The organism is Microbacterium sp. 8M (assembly GCF_902506375.1).
Taxonomy (GTDB): Bacteria; Actinomycetota; Actinomycetes; order Actinomycetales; family Microbacteriaceae; genus Microbacterium.
This window is the reverse complement of sequence record NZ_LR733284.1, coordinates 1,741,380-1,766,098: the sequence shown is the minus strand read 5'-3', so window position 1 is coordinate 1,766,098 and position 24,719 is coordinate 1,741,380. Positions and strand designations below refer to the sequence as shown.

General features: G+C 69.5%; 23 protein-coding genes and 2 tRNA genes. 5 read left to right on the top strand and 20 right to left on the bottom strand.

Annotation, left to right across the window (positions count from 1 at the left end; translation table 11 throughout):
- Position 1: 1 nt before the first annotated feature.
- Together AERO9AM_RS08375 and AERO9AM_RS08370 are read left to right on the top strand one after the other, a co-directional pair.
- On the top strand, positions 2-868 hold the full coding sequence (locus AERO9AM_RS08375) for an SDR family NAD(P)-dependent oxidoreductase (protein ID WP_159575727.1): 867 nt from the start codon (positions 2-4) through the stop codon (positions 866-868).
- Between the two features lie 11 nt (positions 869-879).
- Complete coding sequence (locus tag AERO9AM_RS08370; protein ID WP_159575726.1) at positions 880-1,350, top strand: MerR family transcriptional regulator; 471 nt, start codon at positions 880-882, stop codon at positions 1,348-1,350.
- A 10-nt stretch (positions 1,351-1,360) separates the two neighbouring features.
- On the opposite strand, the gene clpX is transcribed toward AERO9AM_RS08370, so the two are convergent.
- From clpX to AERO9AM_RS08325, 9 genes are all read right to left on the bottom strand, one after another.
- A complete protein-coding gene (gene clpX / locus AERO9AM_RS08365; protein WP_159575725.1) occupies positions 1,361-2,629 on the bottom strand; it encodes an ATP-dependent Clp protease ATP-binding subunit ClpX in 1,269 nt (422 codons plus the stop codon).
- A gap of 245 nt (positions 2,630-2,874) precedes the next feature.
- Entirely contained in the window at positions 2,875-3,726 is an 852-nt protein-coding gene (locus tag AERO9AM_RS08360) for an aldehyde dehydrogenase family protein (protein ID WP_159575724.1), read from the bottom strand.
- Complete coding sequence (locus AERO9AM_RS08355) at positions 3,723-5,210, bottom strand: aldehyde dehydrogenase family protein (RefSeq protein WP_159575723.1); 1,488 nt, start codon at positions 5,208-5,210, stop codon at positions 3,723-3,725. The genes AERO9AM_RS08360 and AERO9AM_RS08355 overlap by 4 nt, the downstream gene beginning before the upstream one ends.
- Before the next feature lie 13 nt (positions 5,211-5,223).
- Positions 5,224-6,192, bottom strand: coding sequence for a deoxyribose-phosphate aldolase (gene deoC / locus AERO9AM_RS08350; protein WP_236602694.1), 969 nt, complete (start codon positions 6,190-6,192; stop codon positions 5,224-5,226).
- A gap of 41 nt (positions 6,193-6,233) precedes the next feature.
- Positions 6,234-7,190, bottom strand: coding sequence for a sugar-binding transcriptional regulator (locus tag AERO9AM_RS08345; protein WP_236602542.1), 957 nt, complete (start codon positions 7,188-7,190; stop codon positions 6,234-6,236).
- A gap of 146 nt (positions 7,191-7,336) precedes the next feature.
- Positions 7,337-7,987, bottom strand: coding sequence for an ATP-dependent Clp protease proteolytic subunit (locus AERO9AM_RS08340; RefSeq protein ID WP_159575722.1), 651 nt, complete (start codon positions 7,985-7,987; stop codon positions 7,337-7,339).
- A gap of 17 nt (positions 7,988-8,004) precedes the next feature.
- Positions 8,005-8,604 (bottom strand): ATP-dependent Clp protease proteolytic subunit, encoded by a 600-nt coding sequence (locus tag AERO9AM_RS08335; RefSeq protein WP_159575721.1) that lies wholly within the window; start codon positions 8,602-8,604, stop codon positions 8,005-8,007.
- Positions 8,605-8,771: 167 nt separating this feature from the next.
- The gene (gene tig, locus AERO9AM_RS08330; protein WP_159575720.1) at positions 8,772-10,259 is read right to left on the bottom strand and encodes a trigger factor; all 1,488 of its coding nucleotides are present in this window, start codon (positions 10,257-10,259) and stop codon (positions 8,772-8,774) included.
- Between the two features lie 259 nt (positions 10,260-10,518).
- Positions 10,519-10,592 (bottom strand) — tRNA-Pro (locus tag AERO9AM_RS08325).
- A 128-nt stretch (positions 10,593-10,720) separates the two neighbouring features.
- On the opposite strand from AERO9AM_RS08325, the gene AERO9AM_RS08320 reads away from it, so the two are divergent.
- The 3 genes from AERO9AM_RS08320 to AERO9AM_RS08310 all read left to right on the top strand — a co-directional run bounded on the left by AERO9AM_RS08320 (position 10,721) and on the right by AERO9AM_RS08310 (position 12,505).
- Positions 10,721-10,794: transfer RNA gene (locus AERO9AM_RS08320), tRNA-Gly, on the top strand.
- A 50-nt stretch (positions 10,795-10,844) separates the two neighbouring features.
- The gene (locus tag AERO9AM_RS08315; RefSeq protein ID WP_159575719.1) at positions 10,845-11,213 is read left to right on the top strand and encodes an A1S_2505 family phage non-structural protein; all 369 of its coding nucleotides are present in this window, start codon (positions 10,845-10,847) and stop codon (positions 11,211-11,213) included.
- Between the two features lie 107 nt (positions 11,214-11,320).
- Positions 11,321-12,505 (top strand): hypothetical protein, encoded by a 1,185-nt coding sequence (locus AERO9AM_RS08310; protein WP_159575718.1) that lies wholly within the window; start codon positions 11,321-11,323, stop codon positions 12,503-12,505.
- Positions 12,506-12,612: 107 nt separating this feature from the next.
- On the opposite strand, the gene AERO9AM_RS08305 is transcribed toward AERO9AM_RS08310, so the two are convergent.
- The 11 genes from AERO9AM_RS08305 to AERO9AM_RS08255 form a co-directional block, all read right to left on the bottom strand.
- Positions 12,613-12,969, bottom strand: a complete 357-nt coding sequence (locus AERO9AM_RS08305; protein ID WP_159575717.1) for an RNA polymerase-binding protein RbpA — start codon at positions 12,967-12,969, stop codon at positions 12,613-12,615.
- Complete coding sequence (gene secG / locus AERO9AM_RS08300; RefSeq protein ID WP_159575716.1) at positions 12,969-13,217, bottom strand: preprotein translocase subunit SecG; 249 nt, start codon at positions 13,215-13,217, stop codon at positions 12,969-12,971. Before secG ends, AERO9AM_RS08305 begins: the two co-directional genes overlap by 1 nt.
- A 99-nt stretch (positions 13,218-13,316) precedes the next feature.
- The gene (tpiA, locus tag AERO9AM_RS08295; RefSeq protein WP_159575715.1) at positions 13,317-14,141 is read right to left on the bottom strand and encodes a triose-phosphate isomerase; all 825 of its coding nucleotides are present in this window, start codon (positions 14,139-14,141) and stop codon (positions 13,317-13,319) included.
- On the bottom strand, positions 14,132-15,358 hold the full coding sequence (locus tag AERO9AM_RS08290; protein WP_159575714.1) for a phosphoglycerate kinase: 1,227 nt from the start codon (positions 15,356-15,358) through the stop codon (positions 14,132-14,134). The genes tpiA and AERO9AM_RS08290 overlap by 10 nt, the downstream gene beginning before the upstream one ends.
- Before the next feature lie 9 nt (positions 15,359-15,367).
- Positions 15,368-16,378 carry a type I glyceraldehyde-3-phosphate dehydrogenase gene (gap, locus tag AERO9AM_RS08285; protein WP_159575713.1) on the bottom strand — a complete coding sequence of 337 codons (1,011 nt, stop codon included), beginning with the start codon at positions 16,376-16,378 and terminating at the stop codon, positions 15,368-15,370.
- 100 nt (positions 16,379-16,478) lie between these two features.
- Complete coding sequence (locus tag AERO9AM_RS08280) at positions 16,479-17,105, bottom strand: superoxide dismutase (protein ID WP_159575712.1); 627 nt, start codon at positions 17,103-17,105, stop codon at positions 16,479-16,481.
- A 197-nt stretch (positions 17,106-17,302) separates the two neighbouring features.
- A complete protein-coding gene (gene whiA, locus AERO9AM_RS08275) occupies positions 17,303-18,280 on the bottom strand; it encodes a DNA-binding protein WhiA (protein WP_159575711.1) in 978 nt (325 codons plus the stop codon).
- 87 nt (positions 18,281-18,367) lie between these two features.
- Positions 18,368-19,237: an RNase adapter RapZ gene (gene rapZ / locus AERO9AM_RS08270; RefSeq protein WP_159575710.1), complete on the bottom strand. Its 870-nt coding sequence runs from the start codon at positions 19,235-19,237 to the stop codon at positions 18,368-18,370.
- A 30-nt stretch (positions 19,238-19,267) separates the two neighbouring features.
- On the bottom strand, positions 19,268-21,247 hold the full coding sequence (gene uvrC / locus AERO9AM_RS08265; protein WP_159575709.1) for an excinuclease ABC subunit UvrC: 1,980 nt from the start codon (positions 21,245-21,247) through the stop codon (positions 19,268-19,270).
- A complete protein-coding gene (gene uvrA / locus AERO9AM_RS08260) occupies positions 21,247-24,165 on the bottom strand; it encodes an excinuclease ABC subunit UvrA (protein WP_159575708.1) in 2,919 nt (972 codons plus the stop codon). The genes uvrC and uvrA overlap by 1 nt, the downstream gene beginning before the upstream one ends.
- A gap of 93 nt (positions 24,166-24,258) precedes the next feature.
- Entirely contained in the window at positions 24,259-24,702 is a 444-nt protein-coding gene (locus AERO9AM_RS08255; RefSeq protein ID WP_236602541.1) for a MarR family winged helix-turn-helix transcriptional regulator, read from the bottom strand.
- Between the last annotated feature and the right edge of the window lie 17 nt (positions 24,703-24,719).

The following is a 24,719-nucleotide window of genomic DNA, read 5'->3' as shown; positions in this document are numbered from 1 at the left end:
CATGAGAATCGACGAAGACACGACCTGGCTCATCACCGGCGGCACCTCCGGACTCGGCCGGGCTCTGGTGGAAGCAGCGCTGACCGCGGGAGAACGCGTGGTGACCACCGCCCGGCGACCGGAACGGCTCGGCGATCTCGAAGCCCGGCACGGCGATCGGCTGCTCGCCCTCCCGCACGACGTTCGCGACGTCGATCACGCGTCCGGCATCGTCGAGCGTGCGGTGCAGAGGTTCGGTCGCATCGACGTCCTCGTGAACAACGCCGGGGTCGGTCACGTCGGCGCCGCGGAGGAGGTGACCGATGCAGAGCTGCGCGACATGATCGACCAGCACCTCTTCGGTCCGGCCGCGTTCGTGCGCGCCGTGCTGCCGTCGATGCGCGCCGCCGGCCGTGGTGCGATCGTGCAGATGAGCTCACAGGGAGGGCGCCGCTCTTTCCCCGCCGTCGGCAGCTACTCGGCCGGGAAGTTCGCTCTCGAGGGATGGTCGGAAGCACTGGCCGGGGAGGTCGCGCCCTTCGGCATCCGCGTCATGATCGTGGAGCCCAGTCGCTTCCGCACCGGCTTCAACGACGCGGATGTGCTCGCGGTCGCGGCGCAGAGCCCGGCGTACGACGACGTGCTGGCGGGAGTCCGGGCCGACATGACAGGCTCGGTGGGGCTGCAGGAGGGCGATCCTCGCCGTGCCGCCTCCGTGATCCGCCGCGTGCTGCAGGAGGCGGACGCGCCGCTGCGCCTGCCGCTCGGCGCCGAGGCCGTGACGAGCATCGCAGCCGCCTACCGCACAGCCCTCGCCGACCTCGAGCGGTGGGCGACGCTGTCCGCCTCCGCGGATTTCCCCGACGCGCGCAGCGTCCGCACGATCTGAGAGCATGGAGCATGTCCACCGAACAGCTCATGGAGCGCCTTCTTGCCGATGCCCCGGAGGATCGGGATGTGATCGCCGCGCTTCATGAGCTGCTCGATGACCGCACGATCGAAGCCGATGCGGCGGCGCGCGGCATCGCCGACGCCGCCGCTCTCACCGGTCTCAGTGCCCACACCCTGCGCTACTACGAACGGCTGGGTCTGGTGCGCCCGGAACGGAATCCGGCTGGACATCGCGAGTACGCGCCGGCAGACCTGCGCAGGCTCGTGTTCCTGGCGCGGATGCGCGCATCCGGGATGTCGATGCGGGATCTCGTGCGGTACGTCGAGCTCGTCGACGACGGAGAGGCGACCGTGCCGGAGCGGAGGGAGATGATGCTCCTGCAGCGTGATCGCATTCGCCGGGAACTGCGTGTCCTCACGCTCGCGCTCGAGACGACCGAATACAAGATCCGCGTCTACGGCGGCGCTCCCGGGGACTGATCTCCGCGGGTCAGGCGCTCTTGCGCTTGCGCGCCAGCACCAGCGTGGGCGGCGCCCCCTCGTCGACGGCGGCGCGGGTCACGACGACCTTCTGTACGTCCTCCGTGGACGGGATCTCGAACATGATCGGACCGAGCACATCCTCGAGGATCGCGCGAAGTCCCCGCGCACCGGTCTTGCGCTCGACGGCGAGATCGGCGATCGACTGCAGTGCGTCGTCCTCGAACTCCAGTTCGACCCCGTCGAGCTGGAACATCCGCTGGTACTGCTTGACCAGGGCGTTGCGCGGGCCGGTGAGGATGTCGATGAGCGCGGCCTGATCCAGCGGCGTCACCGAGGCGACGACGGGAAGGCGGCCGATGAACTCGGGGATGAGCCCGAACTTGTGCAGGTCCTCGGGCAGCACCTCGCTGAACAGATCCAGGTCCTTGCCCTTGTCATGCAGGGGGGCGCCGAAGCCGACGCCGTGCTTGCCCACGCGCGCGGAGATGATGTCCTCGAGACCGGCGAAGGCGCCTGCCACGATGAACAGGACGTTCGTGGTGTCGATCTGGAGGAACTCCTGGTGGGGATGCTTGCGTCCGCCCTGCGGCGGGACCGAGGCCACCGTGCCCTCGAGGATCTTCAGCAGTGCCTGCTGCACGCCCTCGCCTGAGACGTCGCGCGTGATCGAGGGGTTCTCCGCCTTGCGCGCGATCTTGTCGACCTCGTCGATGTAGATGATGCCCGTCTCGGCGCGCTTGACGTCGTAGTCGGCGGCCTGGATCAGCTTGAGGAGGATGTTCTCCACGTCCTCGCCGACATAGCCGGCCTCGGTGAGGGCGGTGGCGTCGGCCACGGCGAACGGCACGTTGAGGCGCTTGGCGAGGGTCTGCGCGAGATACGTCTTGCCGCACCCCGTCGGACCGATCATGAGGATGTTGCTCTTCGCGATCTCGATCTCGTCGGCCTTCTGCTCTGCCGGCTGCAGGGTGCCGCGTGCGCGCACGCGCTTGTAGTGGTTGTAGACCGCCACCGAAAGCGCGCGCTTGGCCTGCTCCTGACCGACGACGTACTCCTCGAGGAAGGAGAAGATCTCCCGCGGCTTCGGGAGGTCGAACTCGGCGACCTCGCCGTTCGCGGACTCCGCCATCCGCTCTTCGATGATCTCGTTGCAGAGCTCCACGCACTCGTCGCAGATGTAGACGCCGGGGCCCGCGATGAGCTGCTGCACTTGCTTCTGGCTCTTGCCGCAGAACGAGCACTTGAACAGGTCGGCGCTCTCACCGATGCGTGCCATGTGCGTCCTCCTTCGAGACCTGATCCGTGGTCGCCGCGAGTGCGATCCCTCGCGGAAACCGTGCGGCGATGCCGCTGTTCGAGCCTAACCGCTGCACCCGACATCGGGCCGCATCGCCACGGATCGCCGCCGCTGCACGCTCCGCGCAGGGCGAACACGCGCCAGGGCCGCCCATCCATGACGAAGGACCCGCCCTGCCGCACGGCGGGACGGGTCCTCCGATCGAGTGAACGGGATCCGGAGCCTCAGACCATGCTCTTCGGGTGCCACACGGTCTTCACCTCGGTGAAGGCGGCGATGCGCTGCGGAGAGGCGACGACCTCGCCGGGCGTCAGCACGCGCTTCAGCGTGTCGGCCGCCGTGATCTGAAGGTCGACCCAGTCGATCCCGCCGGCGCCCGCAAGATCGAGGGCGTTAACGTCGGCGTGCGCGGCGAGCCATGGCGCCAGCTCCGCGGGCGATCCGGTCAGCACGTTCACCACGCCGCCGGGCACATCGCTCGTCGCGAGCACCTCGGCGAGGCTGATCGCCGACAGCGGGTACGCTTCGCTGGCCACGACGACCACCGTGTTGCCTGCGACGAGGGCGGGGGCGACGACCGAGACGAGGCCGAGCAGAGCGTTCTCCTGCGGCGCGATGATCGCGACGACCCCCGTCGGCTCCGGGGCGGAGATGTTGAAGTAGGCACCGGCGACCGGGTTCAGGTTGCCGGCGACCTGCGCGTACTTGTCGCACCAGCCCGCGTACCAGACCCAGAGGTCGGTCGCCTCGTCGACCTGCGCGGCCGCGGCGGCCGCGGAGACACCCTGCTGGGCCACGATCTCGTCGACGAACTGGGCGCGGCGCCCCTCGAGCACCTCCGCCACGCGGTACAGGACCTGACCGCGGTTGTAGGCCGTGGCCTTCGCCCAGCCGGACTGCGCCGCTCGCGCCGCCTTGACAGCATCGCGCGCGTCCTTGCGCGACGCCTTGGCCGCGTTCGCCAGGAACGCACCCTTCGGGGTGGTGACCTCGTAGGTGCGGCCGGACTCGCTGCGCGGGAAGGCCCCGCCGATCGCGAGCTTGTAGGTCTTGGGAACGGTCAGTCGTGCGCTCATGCCACGGCTCCCTTCTTCGACGCCGGGGCTTCCACGGCGCGCGGCGCCGCACCCGAGCGCAGGTAGGCGGCCAGACCCTGCTTGCCGCCCTCGCGGCCGTAGCCGGACTCCTTGTACCCGCCGAACGGGCTCGACGGGTCGAAGCGGTTGAACGTGTTGGCCCACACGACACCGGCGCGCAGCTGATCGGCGACGGCCAGGATCCGGGATCCCTTGTCGCTCCAGATGCCGGCGGAGAGGCCGTACGGCGTGTTGTTCGCCTTGGCGATCGCCTCGGCCGGGGTGCGGAAGGTCAGCACCGACAGGACGGGTCCGAACACCTCCTCGCGGGCGATGCGGTGCGAGGCCTCGACTCCGGTGAAGATCGTCGGAGCGAACCAGAAGCCCTTGTCCGGGATGACGCAGTCAGCGGTCCAGCGCTCCGCCCCCTCGTCCTCGCCGACCTGGCTGAGCTCGCGGATGCGCGCCAGCTGCTCGGCGGAGTTGATCGCGCCGATGTCGGTGTTCTTGTCGAGCGGGTCCCCGAGGCGCAGGGTCGACAGCCGGTCCTTGAGGCGGTCGATCACCTCGTCGTGGATCGACTCCTGCACGAGCAGGCGACTGCCCGCGCAGCACACGTGGCCCTGGTTGAAGAAGATGCCGTTGACGATGCCCTCGATCGCCTGGTCGATCGGCGCGTCGTCGAACACGATGTTCGCCGCCTTGCCGCCGAGTTCCAGCGTCAGCGCCTTGCCCGTGCCCGCGACCGTGCGCGCGATCTCGCGCCCCACGGCGGTGGAGCCGGTGAAGGCCACCTTGTCGACGTCGGGGTGGCGGACGACCGCCGCACCCGTCGCACCGGCTCCCGTGACGATGTTCACGACGCCCGCCGGCAGGTCGGCCTGCTGCAGGATCTCGGCGAAGATCAGGGCGGTGAGCGGGGTCGTCTCGGCGGGCTTCAGCACCACCGTGTTGCCGGCGGCGAGCGCCGGGGCGACCTTCCACGCCAGCATGAGCAGCGGGAAGTTCCACGGGATGACCTGCCCTGCCACGCCGTGCGCACGCGGATCCGGGCCGGCGCCGGCGTAGTCGAGCTTGTCCGCCCACCCGGCGTAGTAGAAGAACCACGAGGCGACGAGCGGCACATCGACGTCGCGCGACTCCTTGATCGGCTTGCCGTTGTCGAGGCTCTCCGCCACGGCGAGCTCACGAGCCCGCTCCTGCACCAGGCGTGCGATGCGGAACAGGTATTTGCCGCGGTCGCGCCCGCTCATCTTCGACCACACCTTGGTGTAGGCGCGGCGGGCGGCGGCGACGGCCAGGTCGACGTCCTCATCGGAAGCGTGCGCGATCGTGGCGATGCGCGACTCGTCCGCGGGCGAGATGGTGGCGAACGACGCACCGCGTCCCTCGACGAACTCGCCGTCGATGAACAGCCCGTACTCGTCCTTCAGGTTGAGGATGCTCCGCGACTCGGGCGCGGGCGCGTATTCCAGGAATCCCATGCGTGGTCCTCCGTCAGTCGATCGTGACGTAGTCGGGGCCGGAGTAGTGGCCGGTGGTCAGCTTCTGCCTCTGCAGCAGCACGTCGTTCAGCAGGCTCGATGCGCCGAAGCGGAACAGGTGCGGCTGCAGCCACTCCTCCCCCACGGTCTCGGCGACGTGCACGAGGTACTTCACCGCGTCCTTCGACGATCGGATGCCGCCGGCGGGCTTCACGCCGACCTTCTCACCGGTGAGCCGGTGCCAGTCGCGCACCACCTCGAGCATGAGCAGGGTGACCGGCAGCGTGGCCGCCGGAGCGACCTTGCCGGTGGAGGTCTTGATGAAGTCGCCACCCGCGAGGATGCCGAGCCACGAGGCGCGCTTGATGTTGTCGTAGGTGTTCAGCTCGCCCGTCTCGAGGATGACCTTGAGCGAGGCGGAGGTGCCGTCCGCCCGACGGCAGGCCTCCTTCACGGCGACGATCTGCTCGAACACCTGGCCGTACCGTCCGGCGAGGAAGGCTCCTCGATCGATGACCATGTCGATCTCGTCGGCGCCGGCCGCCACCGCGTCCCGGGTGTCGGCGAGCTTGATCTCGAGGGAGGCCCGGCCGCTCGGGAATGCGGTCGCGACGGCCGCGACCGAGATGCCGCCGTCATCGGGGTCGCCGTGACGCGCACCGAGCGCCTCGACGGCGAAGGGCACCATGTCGCCGTAGACGCACACCGCCGCCACGGACGGGCAGGACGGATCCGACGCGTCCGGCAGCTTCGCCTTCGAGACGAGCGAGCGCACCTTGCCCGGGGTGTCGGCGCCCTCGAGCGTGGTGAGGTCGATGAGGCGCACGATCGTGTCCAGCGCCCAGGCCTTGGACGTGGTCTTGATGGAGCGGGTGCCCAGCGCCGCGGAGCGCTGCTCGAGCCCGACGGCGTCCACCCCGGGCAGGCCGTGCAGGAAGCGGCGCAGCGTGAGGTCGTCGGGCTCGCCGCCCAGCACCTCCAGCGCGGAGCGCCGCGCGAGTTCGGTCGTGGTCACAGTTCCGGTCACTTGTCCAGCTCCAGGAGAGTCAGGGCGGTCGCCTCGTCGGTGACCACCATCGTGCACAGTTTCGCGGTCACGACGGTGCGGGCGATGTCGTGCTTCGCCTCTCCTGCCGTGACGAAGACGGTCGTGCGCGCCTCGCGCAGCCGTTCGAGGCTCAGTCCGACGGTCCGGGCGTCGAGCTCGGGATCGACGATGTTGCCGTCGGCGTCGATGTAGCGGCCCAGCACATCCCCCACCGCGCCCCGGCGGGCGAGCTCATCGATGTCGCGCACGGTCAGGTAGCCGTTCTCGACATGAGCGGATCCGGCGTCGCAGACACCCGCGGTGAACAGATAGGCGTCGGCCTGCGCGGCCTGCTCGAGCACGCCGGCGACGGTGCGATCGCGCTCGATCGCCTGCTTGGTCTCCAGGCGCTCCAGGATGGCGGGGCTCGGCAGCAGCGCGACGTGCCCGGAGGCGCGCTGCGCGATCGTCGCCGCGAGTGATGCGGCACCGCCGGGCCGGCGGTTCACGCTCACGCCGCCGTTCATCTGCACGACCGTGACGCCGCGCGCCCAGCCCTCGGCCATCCGTTCCGCGATCGCGGTGAGCGTGCGCCCCCAGCTGACGGCGAGCGTCTTCGGCACGGGGCGGAGTGCGGCGAGGTGGTCCGCAGCGCCCTGCGCCACGCGCCCGAGCGTCTCGGCGTCGCCGGATCCGTTCGGCACCACGACGGCGTCCGCGAGACCGAAGCGCTCGCGCAGCTCCCGCTCGATGCCGAGCTTGCGCGCCCGCGGGTGGACGATCTCGATGCGGACGATGCCCTCGGCCCGCGCCTGCTGCAGCAGACGCCCGACCTTCCAGCGCGAGATGCCGAGGAGCCCGCCGATCTCGTCCTGCGTCTTGTCCTCGTCGTAGTAGAGCTCCGCGACGCGGACGGCGAGCAGTTCGTCGTCGTCGATGGCGGATCGGGGCATGCTCCGAGAATACCCTCCGCCACACGCACGCGCACAGATCTGCTCATATGAGCAACACGCCGCGCTCACCCGCGCAAACCGGAGCGGGACGCAGAAGGGCGGCCCGGATCGGGATCCGGACCGCCCTACGTCAGCAGCTCAGCGCGTCAGCTCAGCGCCTGGCGCTTGCGGCTGGACAGCACCTGGTCGACGATGCCGTACTCCTTCGCCTCCTCGGCCGAGAGGATCTTGTCGCGGTCGATGTCGCGGTTGACCTGCTCCACCGACTTGCCGGTGTGCTTGGCCATCGTCTCCTCGAGCCACGTGCGCATGCGGAGGATCTCCGCCGCCTGGATCTCGATGTCCGAGGCCTGACCGTGACCAGCCTCGCCCATCGCCGGCTGGTGCATCAGGACGCGCGCGTTCGGCAGCGCGAGGCGCTTGCCGGGCGCGCCGGCCGCCAGCAGCACGGATGCGGCGGAAGCAGCCTGGCCGAGCACCACGGTCTGGATCTGCGGCGCCACGTACTGCATGGTGTCGTAGATCGCCGTCATGGCCGTGAACGAACCACCGGGCGAGTTGATGTACATCGTGATGTCGCGCTCGGAGTCCTGGCTCTCCAGGACGAGGAGCTGCGCCATCACGTCGTCGGCGGACGCGTCGTCCACCTGCACGCCGAGGAAGATCACGCGATCCTCGAACAGCTTGTTGTACGGATCCTGGCGCTTGAAGCCGTAGGCCGTGCGCTCCTCGAACTGAGGAAGGACGTAGCGGCTCGAGGGCAGGTTGCCGGCGGAGCGGAACGTGGGTGTGTACATGGGTGTCCTCTCCAGCCTTACTTGTCCGAGCCGTCGGCGCCCGTGCCGCCACCGCCGTGCACGTCGCTGGCGTGCTCGCGCATGTGGTCGACGAAGCCGTACTCCAGTGCCTCCTGCGCCGAGAACCAGCGGTCCCGGTCGCCGTCCGCGTTGATCTGCTCCACGGTCTTGCCGGTCTGCGCCGCGGTGATCTCGGCGAGGCGCTTCTTCATGTCGAGGATGAGCTGCGCCTGCGTCTGGATGTCGCTCGCGGTGCCGCCGAAGCCGCCGTGCGGCTGGTGCAGCAGCACCCGGGCGTTCGGGGTGATGTAGCGCTTGCCCTTGGTACCGCTGGTCAGCAGCAGCTGGCCCATCGAGGCGGCCATGCCGATGCCGACGGTGACGATGTCGTTCGGCACGAACTGCATCGTGTCGTAGATCGCCATGCCGGCCGTGATGGATCCACCGGGCGAGTTGATGTAGAGGTAGATGTCCTTCTCGGGGTCCTCGGCGGCGAGAAGGAGGATCTTGGCACAGATCTCGTTGGCGTTCTCGTCCCGCACCTCGGATCCCAGCCAGATGATGCGATCCTTGAGCAGCCTGTCGAAGACGCTCGTCGCGACCAGGGGTTCAGCCATTTCCGCTCCTGTTTCCGTGTTCGGTGATTCGAATCTACCGGCGACAACGCACGCGCCCGGCCGTGTTCGCCGTCGGCATATCAGGCGTCGCAGCGGGCGCGGCCAGGGACGCGAAGGGGGCGAGCACGCGCGGCGCTCGCCCCCTTCCGGATCCTCGGATCCTGTGCTTACTCGGCGTCCGCCGCCTTCTTGGCCGGAGCCTTGCGCGCGGCCGGCTTCTTGGCGGCCGGCTTCTCCTCAGCCGGAGCCTCAGCGGCGTCCTCGGCCTTCGCCGCGGCCTTCTTGGCGGGAGCCTTCTTGGCCGGAGCCTTCTTGGCAGGGGCCTTCTTGGCCGGAGCCTCCTCCGCCTCGCCGGCCTGGTCGTCGCCTGCCTCGTCCTCGACGGCCACGAAGCCGGTCAGATCGACCGGCTTGCCGTTCGAGTCCACGACGGTGACCTTGCCCAGGGCGACCGCGAGGGCCTTGTTGCGGGCGACCTCGCCGACGAGCACCGGCAGCTGGTTGGCCGACTGCAGCGCCTCGACGAACTCCTGCGGAGCCATGCCGTACTGCGCAGCGGACTGGATCAGGTACTGGCTGAGCTCGTCCTGCGACACCTGGACGTTCGCGTCCTCGGCGATCGCGTCGAGCAGCACCTGCGTCTTGAACTGCTTGGTGCTCGCCTCGGTGACCTCGGCGCGGTGCTCGTCGTCCTCGAGGCGACCCTCGCCCTCGAGGTGGTTGTGCACCTCGTCCTCGATGAGCTGCGGCGGCACCGGGATGTCGATCTGCTCGAGCAGCGTCTCGACGAGCTTGTCGCGCGCGGCGGAAGCCTGCGTGAAGACGCCCTGCTGCGAGACGGACTCGCGGAGGCTGTCGCGCAGCTCGCCGATGGTGTCGAACTCGCTGGCGATCTGCGCGAAGTCGTCATCGGCCTCGGGCAGCTCGCGCTCCTTGACGGCCTTGACGGTCACCGAGACCTCGGCCTCCTCACCGGCGTGGTCGCCGCCGACGAGCTTCGAGCGGAAGGTGGTGTCCTCACCGGCGGTCAGGGACTCGATCGCGTCGTCGATGCCCTCGAGCAGCTCACCCGAGCCGACCTCGTACGACACGCCCTCGGCGCGGTCGATCTCGGCGCCGTCGATGGCGGCGACCAGATCGAGCTCCACGAAGTCGCCGGCCTTGACCGGGCGGTCGACCGGGACCAGCGTGCCGAAGCGGGCGCGCAGGCGGTCGAGCTCAGCGTCGAGGGCGGCGTCATCGGCCTCGACGGCGTCGACGGTCAGCGTGATGCCGTCAAGCGAGGGCACCTCGATCTCGGGACGGACATCGACCTCGACCTCGACCTTGAGGTCGCCGGAGAAGTCCTTCTCGCTCGGCCACTCGACCACCTCGGCCGACGGGCGGCCGACGATGCGGAGGTTGTGCTCGAGGGTCGCCTCACGGAAGAAGGCGTCCAGGCCCTCGTTGACGGCGTGCTCGATGACGGCACCCCGGCCGACACGCTGGTCGATGATCGGCGCGGGCACCTTGCCCTTCCGGAAACCGGGGATCTGCACGTCCTGCGCGATGTGCTCGTACGCGTGCGCGATGCTGGGCTTGAGGTCTTCGGGGGTGACCGTGATGTGCAGCTTGACCCGAGTCGGGGCAAGCTTCTCGACGGTGCTGTTCGCCATGCTGGTGTGTTCTCCTTGTGAATGTCCCGCGCGGTGGTCATCGTGCGAGTGTGAAGTCGTGGGTTCTGTCGCTGCGAGCTCCGGCTTGCGACCCCGTGGGCTCGTCCGGCCCTTCGGGTCGAACGTCGCACAAGGGCGCATCTCCAGACGCTTCTCCACACGTCGCATGCGCAACGCGTGGAGCCTCTGCGCTGGAGCCTCGCCTGTCGACCTCGTGCAGTGACGCGAACGATCCTGCGGATCGTTCTCGTCACTGCAGTCGGGGCGACAGGATTTGAACCTGCGACCTCCCGCTCCCAAAGCGGGCGCTCTACCAAGCTGAGCTACGCCCCGGGGTAGGAACCCGCGCGCGCGGGAACGGCCTTGAAGAGTCTAACGGAACCGAGCACCCCCGACAGTCAGGTATGCTCATGGATGCACCGAGACGTTCCGTCACGGCCGGCCTCGCTCGACGAGGGCCCGGGGGTGTAGCTCAATGGTAGAGTCTCAGTCTTCCAAACTGATTGCGCGGGTTCGATTCCCGTCACCCCCTCCAGCACTTCCTCCCATCCCGGCGTAGAGTTCGCTCCGTCGGGAGGAGCACGCATGGAGATCACGCCGGGCCGCATCACGGCTCTCGCTCCGGGCGAGGTGTTCGTCTTCGGGTCGAACGCCGCGGGACATCACGGAGGCGGGGCCGCGCTCATCGCACACCGCGATTTCGGCGCGGTGTGGGGCGAGGGCCACGGCCACCACGGCAGCACCTACGCCATCGACACGATGAGCGGCCTCGACGTCCTGGCCGCGGAGGCGCGGACGTTCACGGAGTACGCCGCCGCCCACCCCGAGCTCAGGTTCCTGCTCACACCCGTCGGCTGCGGGATCGCCGGATACCGGCCGGAGCAGGTCGCGCCGCTGTTCACGGGCCTGCCGGACAACGTGACCGTTCCGCGGAGTTTCCTCCCCTACCTCTGAGCGAGCGCGCGCTCTCGCCCGGATGGCAGGCCTGTCCGTGAGAGCATGTCCCGGGGGCGGATCGCCCCCCGGCGCGACGGGCGCCGGCACCGACCGACGGGACCGCGATGCACGAGCCGCAGACGGCGGCGGGCGATGAGACCCCGCCCGCGACGCCATCAGTCGGGCGGACGCGGCGGCGCGTCCTCCCCTGGGTGCTCTCGGCTGCGGCGGTCGTCCTCCTGCTCGCGGGCCTGGCAGCGCTTCAGCTGACCGCGTGGCAGCGCTTCGACCAGGCGAGCACGGGCCTGCGCCACACCCTCGAACGGCAGGACGACGCGTCGCGCGATCTGCAATCCGCGCTCACCGGCGTGAACAGCGTGCGCGACGCCGCGACCGCGGTGCTCGCCGTGCCCGACGACGGGCTGCTGCCCCCGGATGCCAGGGCGGCGCTCAGTGCTGCCGGAGACACGGCGACGCAGCAGGCGAAGGCGGCCACCGCGCTCCTCCCCGGCGCGCATCCGCACGTCGGCGCGCGGGAGTTCTGGTTCTGGGACGTGAACGCCGAGACAGCACGGCTCGAGCGGCTCGTCGCCCGCGCTCGTGCCAGCACGAAGTCGCTCTCCGATGCCGAGCGCCCGCTCCGCGCGAGCACGGACGCTCTGCGCACCGCTGCGTCGACGGCTGTTAGCACCGCGGCCGACCGCGCCGCAGCCGCCGAGGGCGCGAACGTCCCGGCGGACAACGAGGCGGTCCTCGACGTCCGCGCGGCTGTCGATCAGGTCAAGCAGCGCGCATCCCCGTTCCAGCCCCGGGTATCCGGCGACTACGCGGCGCTCGTTCAGGCTGTCCAGAAGCTGGAGCAGTCGCACGCGACCACCCTCGCCGCCGAGTCCGGGCCGCTGGAGCAGTCCCGGCTCGACCTCGAGGCCTTCGCGCGCTCGCTCGCACCAGGGATCCTGATGGACTTCGAGTGGTCGGATCTCGTGAACGGCAAGGGCGAGTCGAACGGATACCTCTCTGCGGAGACGTCCTGGTGGTACGACCGCGGCGGCTACGCCACGATCCGGCTCTCCAACTCGATCGCCCAGGACTGGCCGAGCGACTCCGCGCACGCGATCGTCGCCCACGAGGTCGGGCATGCGATCACGATCCGCTGCCGCACGATGTACGACACGACCGATGCGACCACGGCCGAGGCCTGGGCCACCGCGTGGGCGATCAGCATGGGATTCACCGACGACGCCAACGGCACGTCCGCCTACGGCTCTCCCCCGGATTCTCTGGTCCAGACAGCCGCCGGTTGCCGCTGACCCGCGCGTGCGCCGAGGCCGCCGCATCGGACGGCCCTCGGCATCGGTCGCCCCGGACATGACGAGAGCCCCTGCGTGTGCAGGGGCTCTCGTGGGCGCGGAAGGGCTCAGGCCTGGCCGCGACGCTCCCGAAGCTGGGCGAGGGCGTCACCGAGCAGCTGCTCGGCCTCCTCGTCCGTGCGACGCTCCTTCACGTAGGCGAGGTGCGTCTTGTAGGGCTCCGCCTTCGCGATCTCCGGCGGGTTGTTCTTGTCCCGCCCCGCCGGCAGACCGGAGTGCGGGTGGTCGATGATGTCCGGGATCTCCTCCTCGGGCAGGCCCGCCGCGAAGTACCGGACGGTCTCGTTGCCGAGCCCGTCCCAGTACGACACCGCGATGCGGTCGGCGTGGTAGCCGTGGTCCTGCTCGCCCATCGGGCCGGAGCCGACCCTCGTCCCTCGAATCGCGTTGCCGCCGGTAGCCATCAGATCGCCTCGAACTTCGTGATGAGGCCGAGTCCGACGATCGCGACGAACCAGACCAGGGCCAGGACCACCGTGAACCGGTTGAGGTTGCGCTCGGCGAGTCCGCTGGAGCCGACGGCCGACGACATTCCGCCGCCGAACATGTCGGACAGGCCTCCGCCGCGTCCCTTGTGAAGCAGGATCAGGAGGGTCAGCAGGACGCTGGTGATGCCCAGCAGCACCTGCAGGATGAACTGGAGAATATCCACGGATCGGCCTTTCGCTCGGGCCCGCACGGGCGTGCGGGATCCCGGGTAACGGTCAATTATACGTCGAGACGTCCCCGCCCCTTCGGGCGGGGACGCGTGTCACACCCCGACGTGCTTCTGGTAGCGCACGATCGCGGCGAACTCGTCGACCACGAGGCTCGCGCCGCCGACCAGGGCACCGTCCACATCGGGCTCGCGCATGAACCCGGCGATGTTCGCCGACTTCACCGAGCCGCCGTAGAGGATCCGGGTGCGTGCGGCGGCCTCGTCGCCCAGGGCCTTCGCGATCACGCCGCGCAGCACGGCGCAGACGTCCTGCGCCTGCTGCGGCGTGGCCGCCTGGCCGGAGCCGATGGCCCAGACCGGCTCGTATGCGACGACGATGTCCGCCTTCGCGTCGAGCCCCTGCAGCGCGACCTCGAGCTGACCGGCAGGTACGGCGCTGGCGCCGTGCTTCTCCAGGTCCTCGGCGGTCTCGCCGACGCAGATCACCGGCACCAGTCCGTGCTTGATCGCGGCCTTCGTCTTCGCCGCGACGATCTCATCGCTCTCAGCGTGGTACTCGCGACGCTCGGAGTGGCCGATGATGACGTACTTCGCGTCGAGCTTGGCGAGGAACGCACCGGAGATCTCCCCGGTGTACGCACCCGCGTCGTGCTGCGACAGGTCCTGGGCGCCGAAGGCGAACGGGATCTTGTCGGCGTCGATGAGGGTCTGGACGCTGCGCAGATCGGTGAACGGCGGGAAGACGGCCACCTCGACCGTTCCGTCCTCGTGCTTGGCGTCCTTGAGCGTCCAGTGCAGCTTCTGCACGAACGCGACCGCCTGCAGGTGGTCGAGGTTCATCTTCCAGTTGCCCGCGATCAGCGGGGTACGGCTCCTGTTCGGCGTAGCCGACGACCCGGAACCAACACTCACTGCCATCCGAGGACCTCCAGTCCGGGGAGCTTCTTGCCTTCCAGGAACTCGAGGCTCGCGCCTCCGCCCGTCGAGATGTGGCCGAACTGGTCGTCCGCGAAGCCGAGCTGGCGCACGGCCGCGGCGGAGTCGCCCCCGCCGACCACGCTCAGTCCGTCGGTCTGGGTCAGCGCCTCGGCGACCGCGCGGGTTCCGGCGGCGAACGCCGGGAACTCGAACACGCCCATCGGACCGTTCCAGAAGACCGTCTTGGATCCGCGGATCGCCTCCGCGAAGCGCGCTGCGGTCTCCGGGCCGATGTCCAGGCCGATGCCCGCGGCGCCGAAAGCGGTGTCCTCGATGGCGTCGGCCGCCGTCGTCTCGTGCGCAGCGTCTGCGGAGAAGGAGGCGGCGACGACGACGTCCGTGGGGAGCACGAGTTCGACGCCGCGCTCCGCAGCCTCCGCGATGTAGCCGCGGACGGTGTCCAGCTGGTCCTCCTCGAGCAGGCTCGAGGCGACCGGGTGGCCCTGTGCCTTGAGGAAGGTGAACAGCATGCCGCCACCGATCAGCAGGCGGTCGACGCGCGGCAGCAGGTGGGAGATCACGCCCAGCTTGTCGGAGACCTTGGATCCGCCGAGCACGACCGTGTACGGACGCTCGGGGTTCTCCGTGAGCCGGTCCAGCACGTCCAGCTCGGCCTCGATGAGGAGGCCGGCCGCGGACGGCAGGATCTGGGCGAGCTCGTACACACTGGCCTGCTTGCGGTGCACGACGCCGAAGCCGTCCGACACCATCGCATCGCCCAGTGCGGCGAGCAGCTCCGCGAACGCGCGGCGCTCGGCGTCGTCCTTCGCGGTCTCCCCCGGGTTGAAGCGGAGGTTCTCGAGCACGAGGACGCCGCCCGGCTGCAGGTCGGCGACCGCCTCCTGCGCCGAGGCGCCGACGGTGTCGGTCGCGAACGCGACGGGCTGCTCGAGCAGCTCACCGAGGCGCGTGGCGACCGGAGCCAGGCTGTACTGCGGATCGGGCGCCCCATCGGGGCGGCCCAGGTGCGAGCAGACGATCACACGGGCGCCCTGCTCGATGAGGGCTTTGAGGGTCGGCACCGACGCGCGAACGCGGCCATCGTCCGTGATGACCCCGTCCCGAAGGGGGACGTTGAGGTCACAACGGACGATGACGCGCGTTCCGTCGAGCGAACCGACCGAATCGGCGAGGGATTCGAGGGTGCGCAGAGTCATATGTCGAGCTTAGAGACGCTCGGCGACGTACTCGGTCAGGTCGACGAGGCGGTTCGAGTAGCCCCACTCGTTGTCGTACCAGCTGGAGACCTTGACCAGGTTGCCCGACACGTTGGTGAGCGTGGAGTCGAAGATCGACGAGAACGGGTTGCCCTGGATGTCGCTCGAGACGATCTCGTCGTCGTTGTACTGCAGGTAGCCGTTCAGACGGCCCTCGGCGGCGGCCTTCGCGTACGCGGCGTTGACCTCGTCGACCGTGAGGTCGTCACGGTCCGTGATGAGGGTCAGGTCGACGATCGAGCCGGTGGGCACCGGCACGCGGTACGACGAGCCGCTGAGCTTGCCGTTCAGCTCCGGGAGGACCAGGCCGATGGCCTTGGCGGCACCGGTCGAGGCCGGAACGATGTTGATCGCGGCGGCGCGGGCGCGACGCAGGTCCTTGTGCGGGCCGTCCTGCAGGTTCTGGTCGGCGGTGTAGGCGTGCGCGGTCATCATGAAGCCGCGGACGATGCCGAACTCGTCGTTGAAGACCTTCGCGAGCGGCGCGAGGCAGTTCGTCGTGCAGGAGGCGTTGGAGATGATGTGGTCGGTCTCCGGGTTGTAGGTCTCCTCGTTGACGCCCATGACGATGGTGGCGTCGTCGCCGGTGGCGGGAGCGGAGATCAGCACCTTCTTGGCGCCGGCCTCGATGTGCTTGCGCGCCAGGTCGGCATTGGTGAAGAAGCCGGTCGACTCGATGACGATGTCGACGCCCAGCTCGCCCCAGGGCAGGTTCGCGGGATCGCGCTCGGCGAAGGCCTTGATGTGGTGGCCGTCGACCGTGATGCTCTCCTCGTCGTAGCTCACGTCCGCGTTGAGCACGCCGCCCACCGAGTCGTACTTCAGCAGATGCGCGAGAGTCTTGTTGTCGGTGAGGTCGTTGACCGCGACGATCTCGAGGTCCGCGCCCTGCTCCAGCGCTGCGCGGAAGTAATTGCGTCCGATGCGGCCGAAGCCGTTGATACCGATCTTGACAGACACGAAAGTCTCCTGGTTCTTACTCAAGGAAGTGCGTGATTCTTGCAGATAACGCGGACAACGGCGTCCTGATGGGCTTTTCGCCCATCAGGACGCCCATCTTTTACGACAGTACCAGCAGTCCGTCCGTCTTTTCGCGCGCTGCAGCGAAGCGCTGAGCCACGTTCTCCCAGTTCGCGATGTTCCAGGCGGCCTTGACGTAGTCGGCCTTGACGTTCAGGTAGTCGAGGTAGAACGCGTGCTCCCACATGTCCAGCTGGAACAGCGGCACGGTGCCCTGCGCGGTGTTGCCCTGCTGGTCGAAGAGCTGCTGGATGATCAGGCGGGCGCCGATCGGATCCCAGCTCAGCACCGACCAGCCCGATCCCTGGATGCCCAGGGCGTTGGCGGTGAAGTGCGCCTGGAACTTCTCGAAGGAGCCGAAGAACTCGTCGATGGCCGCCTTCAGCTCGCCCTCGGGCTGGCCGCCGCCGTTCGGCGACAGGTTGGTCCAGAAGATCGAGTGGTTCACGTGGCCGCCGAGGTTGAACGCGAGGTCCTTCTCGAGCTTGTTCACGTTGGCGAGGTTGCCGGATTCACGGGCCTCGGCGAGCGCCTCGAGCGCCGCGTTCGCTCCGGCGACGTAGGTGGCATGGTGCTTGTCATGGTGCAGCTCCATGATCTTGCCGCTGATGTGCGGCTCGAGCGCCGCGTAGTCGTAGGGAAGGTCGGGCAGCGTGTAGATCGCCATGTCGATGTCATCCAATCCGCGCCGCGCTCGCGGCGCTTGCCGGTCCCCCGAGGCTCGGTGGTGCACACGGGGCGGACGTCATTCATCCTAGTGACGGCAACGCGCGGATCGTCCGGATCCTTCCGGATATGACGGCTTCGCGGGCCCCGCCCCGGCGTGTTTCCACGTGCTGGAACGAAAGCCCGCGAAGAAGGGGATCAGACGTCGAGACCGGCGGGAACGGCCGCCTCGGTGCCGGGGATTCCCTCCGCCTGGGCGCGCTTGTCGGCCATCGCGAGCAGGCGCCGGATCCGGCCGGCCACGGCGTCCTTGGTGAGGGGCGGGTCGGCGTGGTGCCCGAGTTCGTCGAGGCTCGCATCGCGGTGCGCGAGCCGGAGAGCTCCGGCCGTGCGCAGGTGCTCGGGGACGTCGTCGCCGAGGATCTCCAGCGCCCGCTCGACGCGCGCGCAGGCGGCGACCGCGGCCTGCGCAGAGCGGCGCAGGTTCGCGTCGTCGAAGTTGACCAGGCGGTTCACGCCGGCGCGCACCTCGCGGCGCTGGCGCATCTCCTCCCAGGCGGCGGCCGTCTTCGTCGCGCCCATGAGGCTGAGCACGGCGCGGATGCCCTCGGGCTCGCGGATGACCACGCGGGGCATGCCGCGCACCTCGCGGGCCTTCGCGGCGATGCCGATCCGGTGCGCCGCTCCGACGAGGGCCATGGCGGCCTCGGACGACGGGCACGCGACTTCGAGCACGGCGGAGCGGCCCGGCTCGCTCAGCGATCCGGCGGCGAGGAACGCACCGCGCCAGAGGCCGGCGAGCTCCTCGCGGGAGCCCGTGGTGAGTCGGTTCGGCAGGCCGCGCACGGGACGCCGGCGCTGGTCGAGCAGGCCGGTCTGACGCGCGAGCGTCTCCCCCGCGGCGATCACGCGGACCGCGTACTTGGCGCCGTCGTGGCTGGACGCGCCCTGGATCGGCGCGATCTCCGGACGGACGCCGAACAGTTCGGCGAGATCGCGCGCCACCCGGCGCGCGAGGAGCTCCGCGTCGACCTCCGCCTCGACCGCGATGCGGTTGGCGATCTGGTGCAGCCCCCCGGCGAACCTCAGCACCGCCGTCACCTCCGCGACGCGCACCGAGGGCGGTGCGTTCCGGATGCTGACGAGCTCGGCCTTGACGTCGGTGGTGAGTGCCACGGGTCTCCTTCTCACGGGCGGCGCCGGATCTCGGCGCAAGGGATCAGCTTACCCGGCCGATGCGCTGTGCACCCGCCGGGGAGCGTCTCACTCGCGGCCGAGGTCGCGGTGCCGCACGGTCACGGCGACGCCGGGGATCTGGCCGAGACGTGCCGCGAGCTCCTCCACCATCGCGACGGAGCGGTGCTTGCCGCCGGTGCAGCCGATCGCGACCGTGGAGTGGCTCTTGTTCTCGCGCTGGTACCCCTCCAGCACGGGCCGGAGCGCCGTGGTGTACGCGTCCAGGAATTCCTGCGCGCCCTCCCTGGTGAGCACGTAGTCGCGCACCTCCGCGTCCAGGCCGGTGGATCCGCGCAGCTCGTCGATCCAGAACGGGTTGGGCAGGAAGCGCATGTCCGCCACGAGATCGGCGTCCGAGGGCAGCCCGTACTTGAAGCCGAAGCTCATCACGGTGACCTTGTGCCGCGCCGCGCCCTCCTCGGCGAACACCTCGTTGACCTTCGTGGCGAGCTGGTGCACGTTGAAGCTCGAGGTGTCGATGACGATGTCGGCCGCCTCGCGCAGCGGCGCGACCCTGGTGCGCTCGGTGCGGATGCCGTCGAGCAGGGTGCCGTCACCCTGCAGCGGGTGCGGACGCCGGACCGACTCGAAGCGGCGCACGAGCACGTCGTCGGAGGCGTCGAGGAACACGACCTGCACGGATCCGTGTTCGCGCAGCGCTCGAGCCACGCCGGGGAAGCCGTCGAACAGGTCACGACCGCGCACGTCGACCACGGCGGCCACCTTCGGCAGCGCCGCCCCGCCGAGATTGGCGAGATCGAGCAGCGGCCGGAGCATCTGCGGGGGCAGGTTGTCCACGACGTACCAGCCCAGATCCTCGAGCGCGTTCGCGACGGTCGAGCGACCCGCGCCCGACATTCCGGTGACGATCAGGAACTCACCCTGGTCGGCGCTCATGTCTGCTCTCCTCCTCGCTCGCGTCCCAGCCTAGCCAGAAGGCGGGGACGCCGAAGCACCGGAATCGGATCCGGCACCGACCGCGACCGGCGTCGGGGCGGTCTCCCCGGCAGCACCGGCGAGATGGACCCGGATGGCTTCGGCGAGCGCGGGTCCGATCCCCTGCACCTCCTGGATCTCCTCCGCGGTGGCGCGCCGCAGCGCGGCGACGGATCCGAAGTGCCGCAGCAGCGCCTTGATGCGCGCCGCGCCGAGGCCAGGAACCTCACCCAGGATGGACGCGATGTCGCGCTTGCGCCGCTTGCGCTGGTGCGTGATCGCGAATCGGTGCGCCTCGTCGCGCAGCCGTTGCACGAGGTACAGGGCCTCGCTCGTCCGCGGGAGGATGACGGGGTACTCCTCGCCCGGGAGCCACAGCTCCTCGAGTCGCTTCGCGATGCCGCACAGCGCGATGTCCGACCGCCCCGCGTCGCGGAGAGCGCGCGCCGCCGCCTCGACCTGCGGCTTGCCGCCATCGACGATCAGCAGCTGCGGCGGGTAGGCGAAGCGCGGCCTGCGCCGCTCGGTCACGACCAGCTCCTCGCCGTCCTCGCCGATCAGGACGTCTTCGCGCTCCTCCTCTGGTGCGTCGAGGTGTGCGAGGCGCCGCCGCAGCACCTGGTACATCGAGTCGGTGTCATCGGTGGTCTCGGCGATGTTGAAGGAGCGGTACTGATCCTTCCGCGGCAGGCCGTCCTCGAAGACGACCATCGAGGCGACCACGTTCGTGCCGCCCAGATGCGAGATGTCGTAGCACTCGATCCGCAGCGGCGCCTCGTCGAGGCCGAGCGCGTCCTGCAGGTCGGTGAGCGCCTGCGTGCGCGTGGCGTAGTCGCTCGACCGCCGCGTCTTGTGCCGGATGAGCGCCTGCTGGGCGTTGAGCGTCGCGGTGCGCATGAGCTCGGCCCGCTGCCCGCGCTGGGCGACCGCGATCTCGACCTTCTTGCCGCGGCGGTCCCGCAGCCACTGCTCCAGTTCGGCGGAGTCCTCGGGCAGGGACGGCACGAGCACGCGGCGCGGCACCTGATCGCCGCTCGCCTCGCCGTAGACGCGCTGCAGGATCTGGTCGACCAGGTCTGCGCCGGAGATGTCGATCTCCTTGTCGAGCGTGGATGCTCGGACGCCCCGCACCCGGCCGCCCCGGATCACGAAGTGCTGGATCGCCGCCGAGAGCTCGTCCTCGGCGATGCCGAACAGGTCCGCGTCCTCGTCCTGCGGGAGCACCAGGGCGCTGCGGCCCAGCACGGCGTCGATCGAGGCCAGCCGGTCGCGGTACTTGGCGGCGCTCTCGTAATCCATCGCCGCCGAGGCCTCGTGCATCCGCCGGGTCAGCTCGCGGGTGAACCGCTCGTCGCCGCCCTCCATGAACGCGATGAAGTCGTCGACGATGGCGCGATGCTCGGCGATGGTCACCGTCATCGAGCAGGGTCCGCCGCATTTGCCGATCTGGCCCGGGAAGCACGGCCGGCCGGTCGCCATCGCCTTGCGATAGCTCGCGTCGCTGCACGTGCGGATCGGGAACACCTTGATCATCTGGTCGATCGTGTCGTGGACCGTCCACACCTTCGGGTACGGGCCGAAGTACTTGGCGCCGGGGATCCGCCGGTTGCGCGTGACGATCACCCGCGGCGCCTCGTCGGCCAGCGTGATCGCCATGAACGGGTAGGACTTGTCGTCCTTGTAGCGCACGTTGAACGGCGGATCGAACTCCTTGATCCACATGTACTCGAGCTGCAGCGAGTCGACATCGGTCGGCACCACGGTCCACTCCACGGACGCGGCCGTGGTCACCATCCGACGGGTGCGCTCGTGCAGCGTGCGCAAGGGGGCGAAGTAGTTCGAGAGACGCTGACGCAGGTTCTTCGCCTTGCCCACGTAGAGCACCCGGCCCTGCGCATCGCGGAACCGGTACACCCCGGGGTCGGTGGGGATCTCCCCCGGCCTCGGCTTGTACGGAAGTTCTTCGGCCATCAACCCGCCTTGCGTTCGAGCACCCGCCGCGCACCGGGCCGCGCCCCAGCGGGGGCGGTGCCCAGGATCTCCGCCAGGAACGCCCCGGTGTGGCTGTCGGCGTTGCGCGCGACCTGCTCGGGCGTGCCGGTGGCGATGATCTGGCCTCCGCCGGATCCGCCCTCGGGACCGAGGTCGATCACCCAGTCGGCGGACTTGATGACGTCGAGGTTGTGCTCGATCACGATCACGGTGTTGCCCTTGTCGACGAGCCCGTTGAGCACTTCGAGGAGCTTGCGGACGTCCTCGAAGTGCAGGCCGGTGGTCGGCTCGTCGAGCACGTAGATGGAACGGCCGTTGCTGCGGCGCTGGAGCTCGGTGGCGAGCTTGACGCGCTGCGCCTCGCCGCCGGACAGGGTGGTCGCCGACTGTCCGAGCCGGACGTAGCCGAGACCGACGTCGACCAGCGTCTTCATGTAGCGGTGGATCGCCTGGATCGGCTCGAAGAACTCCGCGGCCTCCTCGATCGGCATCTCCAGCACCTCGGCGATGTTCTTGCCCTTGTAGTGCACGGCGAGGGTGTCGCGGTTGTAGCGCTTGCCGTGGCAGACCTCGCAGTCCACGTACACGTCGGGCAGGAAGTTCATCTCGATCTTGATCGTGCCGTCTCCGGAGCACGCCTCGCAGCGTCCGCCCTTGACGTTGAAGCTGAAGCGCCCGGGCTGGTAACCGCGGACCTTCGCCTCGGGGGTCTCGCTGAACAGCGTGCGGATGCGGTCGAACACGCCCGTATACGTCGCCGGGTTCGACCGCGGCGTGCGGCCGATCGGCGCCTGGTCGACGTGAACGACCTTGTCGAGGTTGTCCAGCCCGGTGACCCGCGTGTGCTTGCCGGGAACGGTGCGCGCGCCGTTGAGCCGCTGCGCGAGCACCCGGTACAGGATGTCGTTCACGAGCGACGACTTGCCGGATCCGCTCACGCCGGTGACGGCGGTGAGCACTCCGAGCGGGAACTCGGCGGTGACGTTGCGGAGGTTGTTCTCCTTCGCCCCGACGACGCTGAGCATGCGCTTGCGGTCGATCCGCCGGCGCTTCTTCGGCGTGACGATCTCGCGGCGGCCGGCGAGATAGTCGCCCGTCATCGAGCCCTTCTCACGCAGCAGGGCGTCATAGGGACCGGAGTGCACCACGAGACCGCCGTTGACGCCGGCGCCGGGGCCGATGTCGACCACCCAGTCCGCCGCCTCGATGGTCTCCTCGTCGTGCTCCACGACGATCAGGGTGTTGCCGAGGTCGCGCAGCGTGAGCAGCGTCTCGATGAGCCGGCGGTTGTCGCGCTGGTGAAGGCCGATGGAGGGCTCGTCGAGCACGTACAGCACGCCGGTGAGCCCGGATCCGATCTGGGTCGCGAGGCGGATGCGCTGCGCCTCGCCGCCGGAGAGCGAGCCGGCGGAGCGGCTGAGGTTCAGATAGGACAGGCCGACCTGCAGCAGGAATTCGAGGCGCAGCCGGATCTCGCGGAGCACCTGCGCCGCGATCTTGGCCTCGCGCGGGCTGAGCTCGAGGCGCTGCATGAAGTCCTGCGCCTCGGCGAGGCTCAGGTGCGAGACCTCGGCGATCGAATGCCCGTGCACGCGCACCGCGAGCACCTCGGGCTTCAGGCGGTCGCCGTTGCACACGGGGCACGGCACCTCGCGCAGGTACTCGCCCCAGCGGCTGCGCTGGGTGTCGCTCTCGGCCTGCTGGTACTGGCGCTCGATGTAGGGCACGACGCCCTCGAAGCCGGACGAGTACCGCATCTCGCGGCCGTACCGGTTCTTCCACTTGACGGTGACCTTGTAGTTCTCCCCGTGCAGCACCGCCTGCTTCACGTCGGAGTGCAGGTCCTGCCACGGGGTGTCGAGGGAGAAGTCGAGGTCTGCCGCGAGCCCCTCGAGCAGGCGCTCATAGTACTGGAAGAGCCCCTTGCCCTGGGTGGTCCACGGGATGATCGCGCCCTCGCGGATCGACAGCGTCTCATCGCCCAGCATGAGATCCACATCCACCGACATCCGGGTGCCGAGGCCGGAGCAGGCGGGACAGGCGCCGAACGGCGCGTTGAACGAGAAGGTGCGGGGCTCGATCTCGGTGAGCGTGATGGGATGCCCGTTGGGGCACGCCAGCTTCTCCGAGAACGACTGCCAGGCGTCGTCGCCCTCCTCGTCCACGAAGTTCACCTGCACGACCCCGCCGGCCAGGCCCAGGGCGGTCTCGACGGAATCGGTGACGCGGCCGAGGATGTCGGGCGCGGCCACGAGGCGGTCCACCACCACGCCGATATCGTGCTTGTAGCTCTTCTTGAGAACCGGCGGCTCGGCGAGCTGGATCAGCTCGCCGTCCACGATCGCGCGCGCATAGCCCTTCGCGCCGAGCTCGCGGAAGAGGTCGACGAACTCGCCCTTCTTCTGGGTGACGACCGGTGCGACGATCTGGTACCGCGTGCGCTCGGGCAGCTCCATGAGCTGATCCGCGATCTGCTGCACCGTCTGGCGCTGGATCCGCTCCCCGCACTGCGGGCAGTGCGGCACGCCGATGCGCGCCCAGAGCAGGCGCATGTAGTCGTAGATCTCGGTGATCGTGCCCACGGTGGAGCGCGGGTTGCGGTTCGTCGACTTCTGGTCGATCGAGACCGCGGGGCTCAGCCCCTCGATGAAATCGACGTCCGGGCGGTCGACCTGTCCGAGGAACTGACGCGCGTAGGCGCTCAGCGATTCGACGTAGCGGCGCTGTCCCTCGGCGAAGATCGTGTCGAACGCGAGGCTGGACTTGCCGGAGCCGGAGAGGCCCGTGAAGACGACGAGGGAGTCGCGCGGGATCTCGAGGTCGACGTTGCGGAGGTTGTGGACACGAGCGCCTCGGACGCTGAGTCTTCCGGGGCTGGTTACGGGTACGATCGGCACCCGTCAAGTCTAGAAGCGGCCTCGGACATTGGCTCCGGACCCCGGGTCCGCAGCGCTCTGCCACGCCCGCCGTCGGTGTTCGATCCGGGTGCGTCAGAGTTCGACGGCGCCGGCGAACCGGGTCAGGGCGTCCCGGACGGCCTCCACCTCCGGCACGCTCATGCCGAGGCGCGCCATCACCTGCCGGGGCACGTCCAGCGCCGCCTGGCGCAGGTCGGCGCCCTTCGCGGTGAGCGCGATGTCGAGCCGGCGCTCGTCCGCGCTGCTGCGGCGCCGCTCGATCAGCCCGTCCCCCTCCAGCCGCTTGACCAGGGGCGACGCGGTCGCCGGCTCCATGGCCAGGGCGGCGGCGAGATCGCCGAGCGAGCGCGGCGACTGCTCCCACAGCGCCAGCATGGCGAGGTACTGCGGATGCGTGAGCCCGAGCGGTTCGAGGATCGGGCGGTAGACGGCCACGACGTTGCGCGCGGCCGTCACCAGTGCGAAGCACAGCTGCTTGTCCAAGCGGAGCAGGTCGTCGGCGGAGGTCTCACTCACATCCTGATGTTATCAAC

Coding starts and splice junctions, on each gene's coding strand:
- AERO9AM_RS08280 (WP_159575712.1), bottom strand. CDS start 17,105: ATGGCGATCTACACGCTGCCCGACCTTCCCTACGACTACGCGGCGCTC.
- AERO9AM_RS08305 (WP_159575717.1), bottom strand. CDS start 12,969: ATGGCTACCGGCGGCAACGCGATTCGAGGGACGAGGGTCGGCTCCGGC.
- AERO9AM_RS08335 (WP_159575721.1), bottom strand. CDS start 8,604: ATGGCTGAACCCCTGGTCGCGACGAGCGTCTTCGACAGGCTGCTCAAG.
- AERO9AM_RS08345 (WP_236602542.1), bottom strand. CDS start 7,190: ATGCCCCGATCCGCCATCGACGACGACGAACTGCTCGCCGTCCGCGTC.
- AERO9AM_RS08370 (WP_159575726.1), top strand. CDS start 880: ATGTCCACCGAACAGCTCATGGAGCGCCTTCTTGCCGATGCCCCGGAG.
- tig (WP_159575720.1), bottom strand. CDS start 10,259: ATGGCGAACAGCACCGTCGAGAAGCTTGCCCCGACTCGGGTCAAGCTG.
- AERO9AM_RS08340 (WP_159575722.1), bottom strand. CDS start 7,987: ATGTACACACCCACGTTCCGCTCCGCCGGCAACCTGCCCTCGAGCCGC.
- AERO9AM_RS08310 (WP_159575718.1), top strand. CDS start 11,321: ATGCACGAGCCGCAGACGGCGGCGGGCGATGAGACCCCGCCCGCGACG.
- AERO9AM_RS08355 (WP_159575723.1), bottom strand. CDS start 5,210: ATGGGATTCCTGGAATACGCGCCCGCGCCCGAGTCGCGGAGCATCCTC.
- tpiA (WP_159575715.1), bottom strand. CDS start 14,141: ATGGCAGTGAGTGTTGGTTCCGGGTCGTCGGCTACGCCGAACAGGAGC.
- rapZ (WP_159575710.1), bottom strand. CDS start 19,237: ATGAGCGCCGACCAGGGTGAGTTCCTGATCGTCACCGGAATGTCGGGC.
- AERO9AM_RS08315 (WP_159575719.1), top strand. CDS start 10,845: ATGGAGATCACGCCGGGCCGCATCACGGCTCTCGCTCCGGGCGAGGTG.
- clpX (WP_159575725.1), bottom strand. CDS start 2,629: ATGGCACGCATCGGTGAGAGCGCCGACCTGTTCAAGTGCTCGTTCTGC.
- AERO9AM_RS08360 (WP_159575724.1), bottom strand. CDS start 3,726: ATGAGCGCACGACTGACCGTTCCCAAGACCTACAAGCTCGCGATCGGC.
- AERO9AM_RS08290 (WP_159575714.1), bottom strand. CDS start 15,358: ATGACTCTGCGCACCCTCGAATCCCTCGCCGATTCGGTCGGTTCGCTC.
- AERO9AM_RS08375 (WP_159575727.1), top strand. CDS start 2: ATGAGAATCGACGAAGACACGACCTGGCTCATCACCGGCGGCACCTCC.
- uvrC (WP_159575709.1), bottom strand. CDS start 21,247: ATGGCCGAAGAACTTCCGTACAAGCCGAGGCCGGGGGAGATCCCCACC.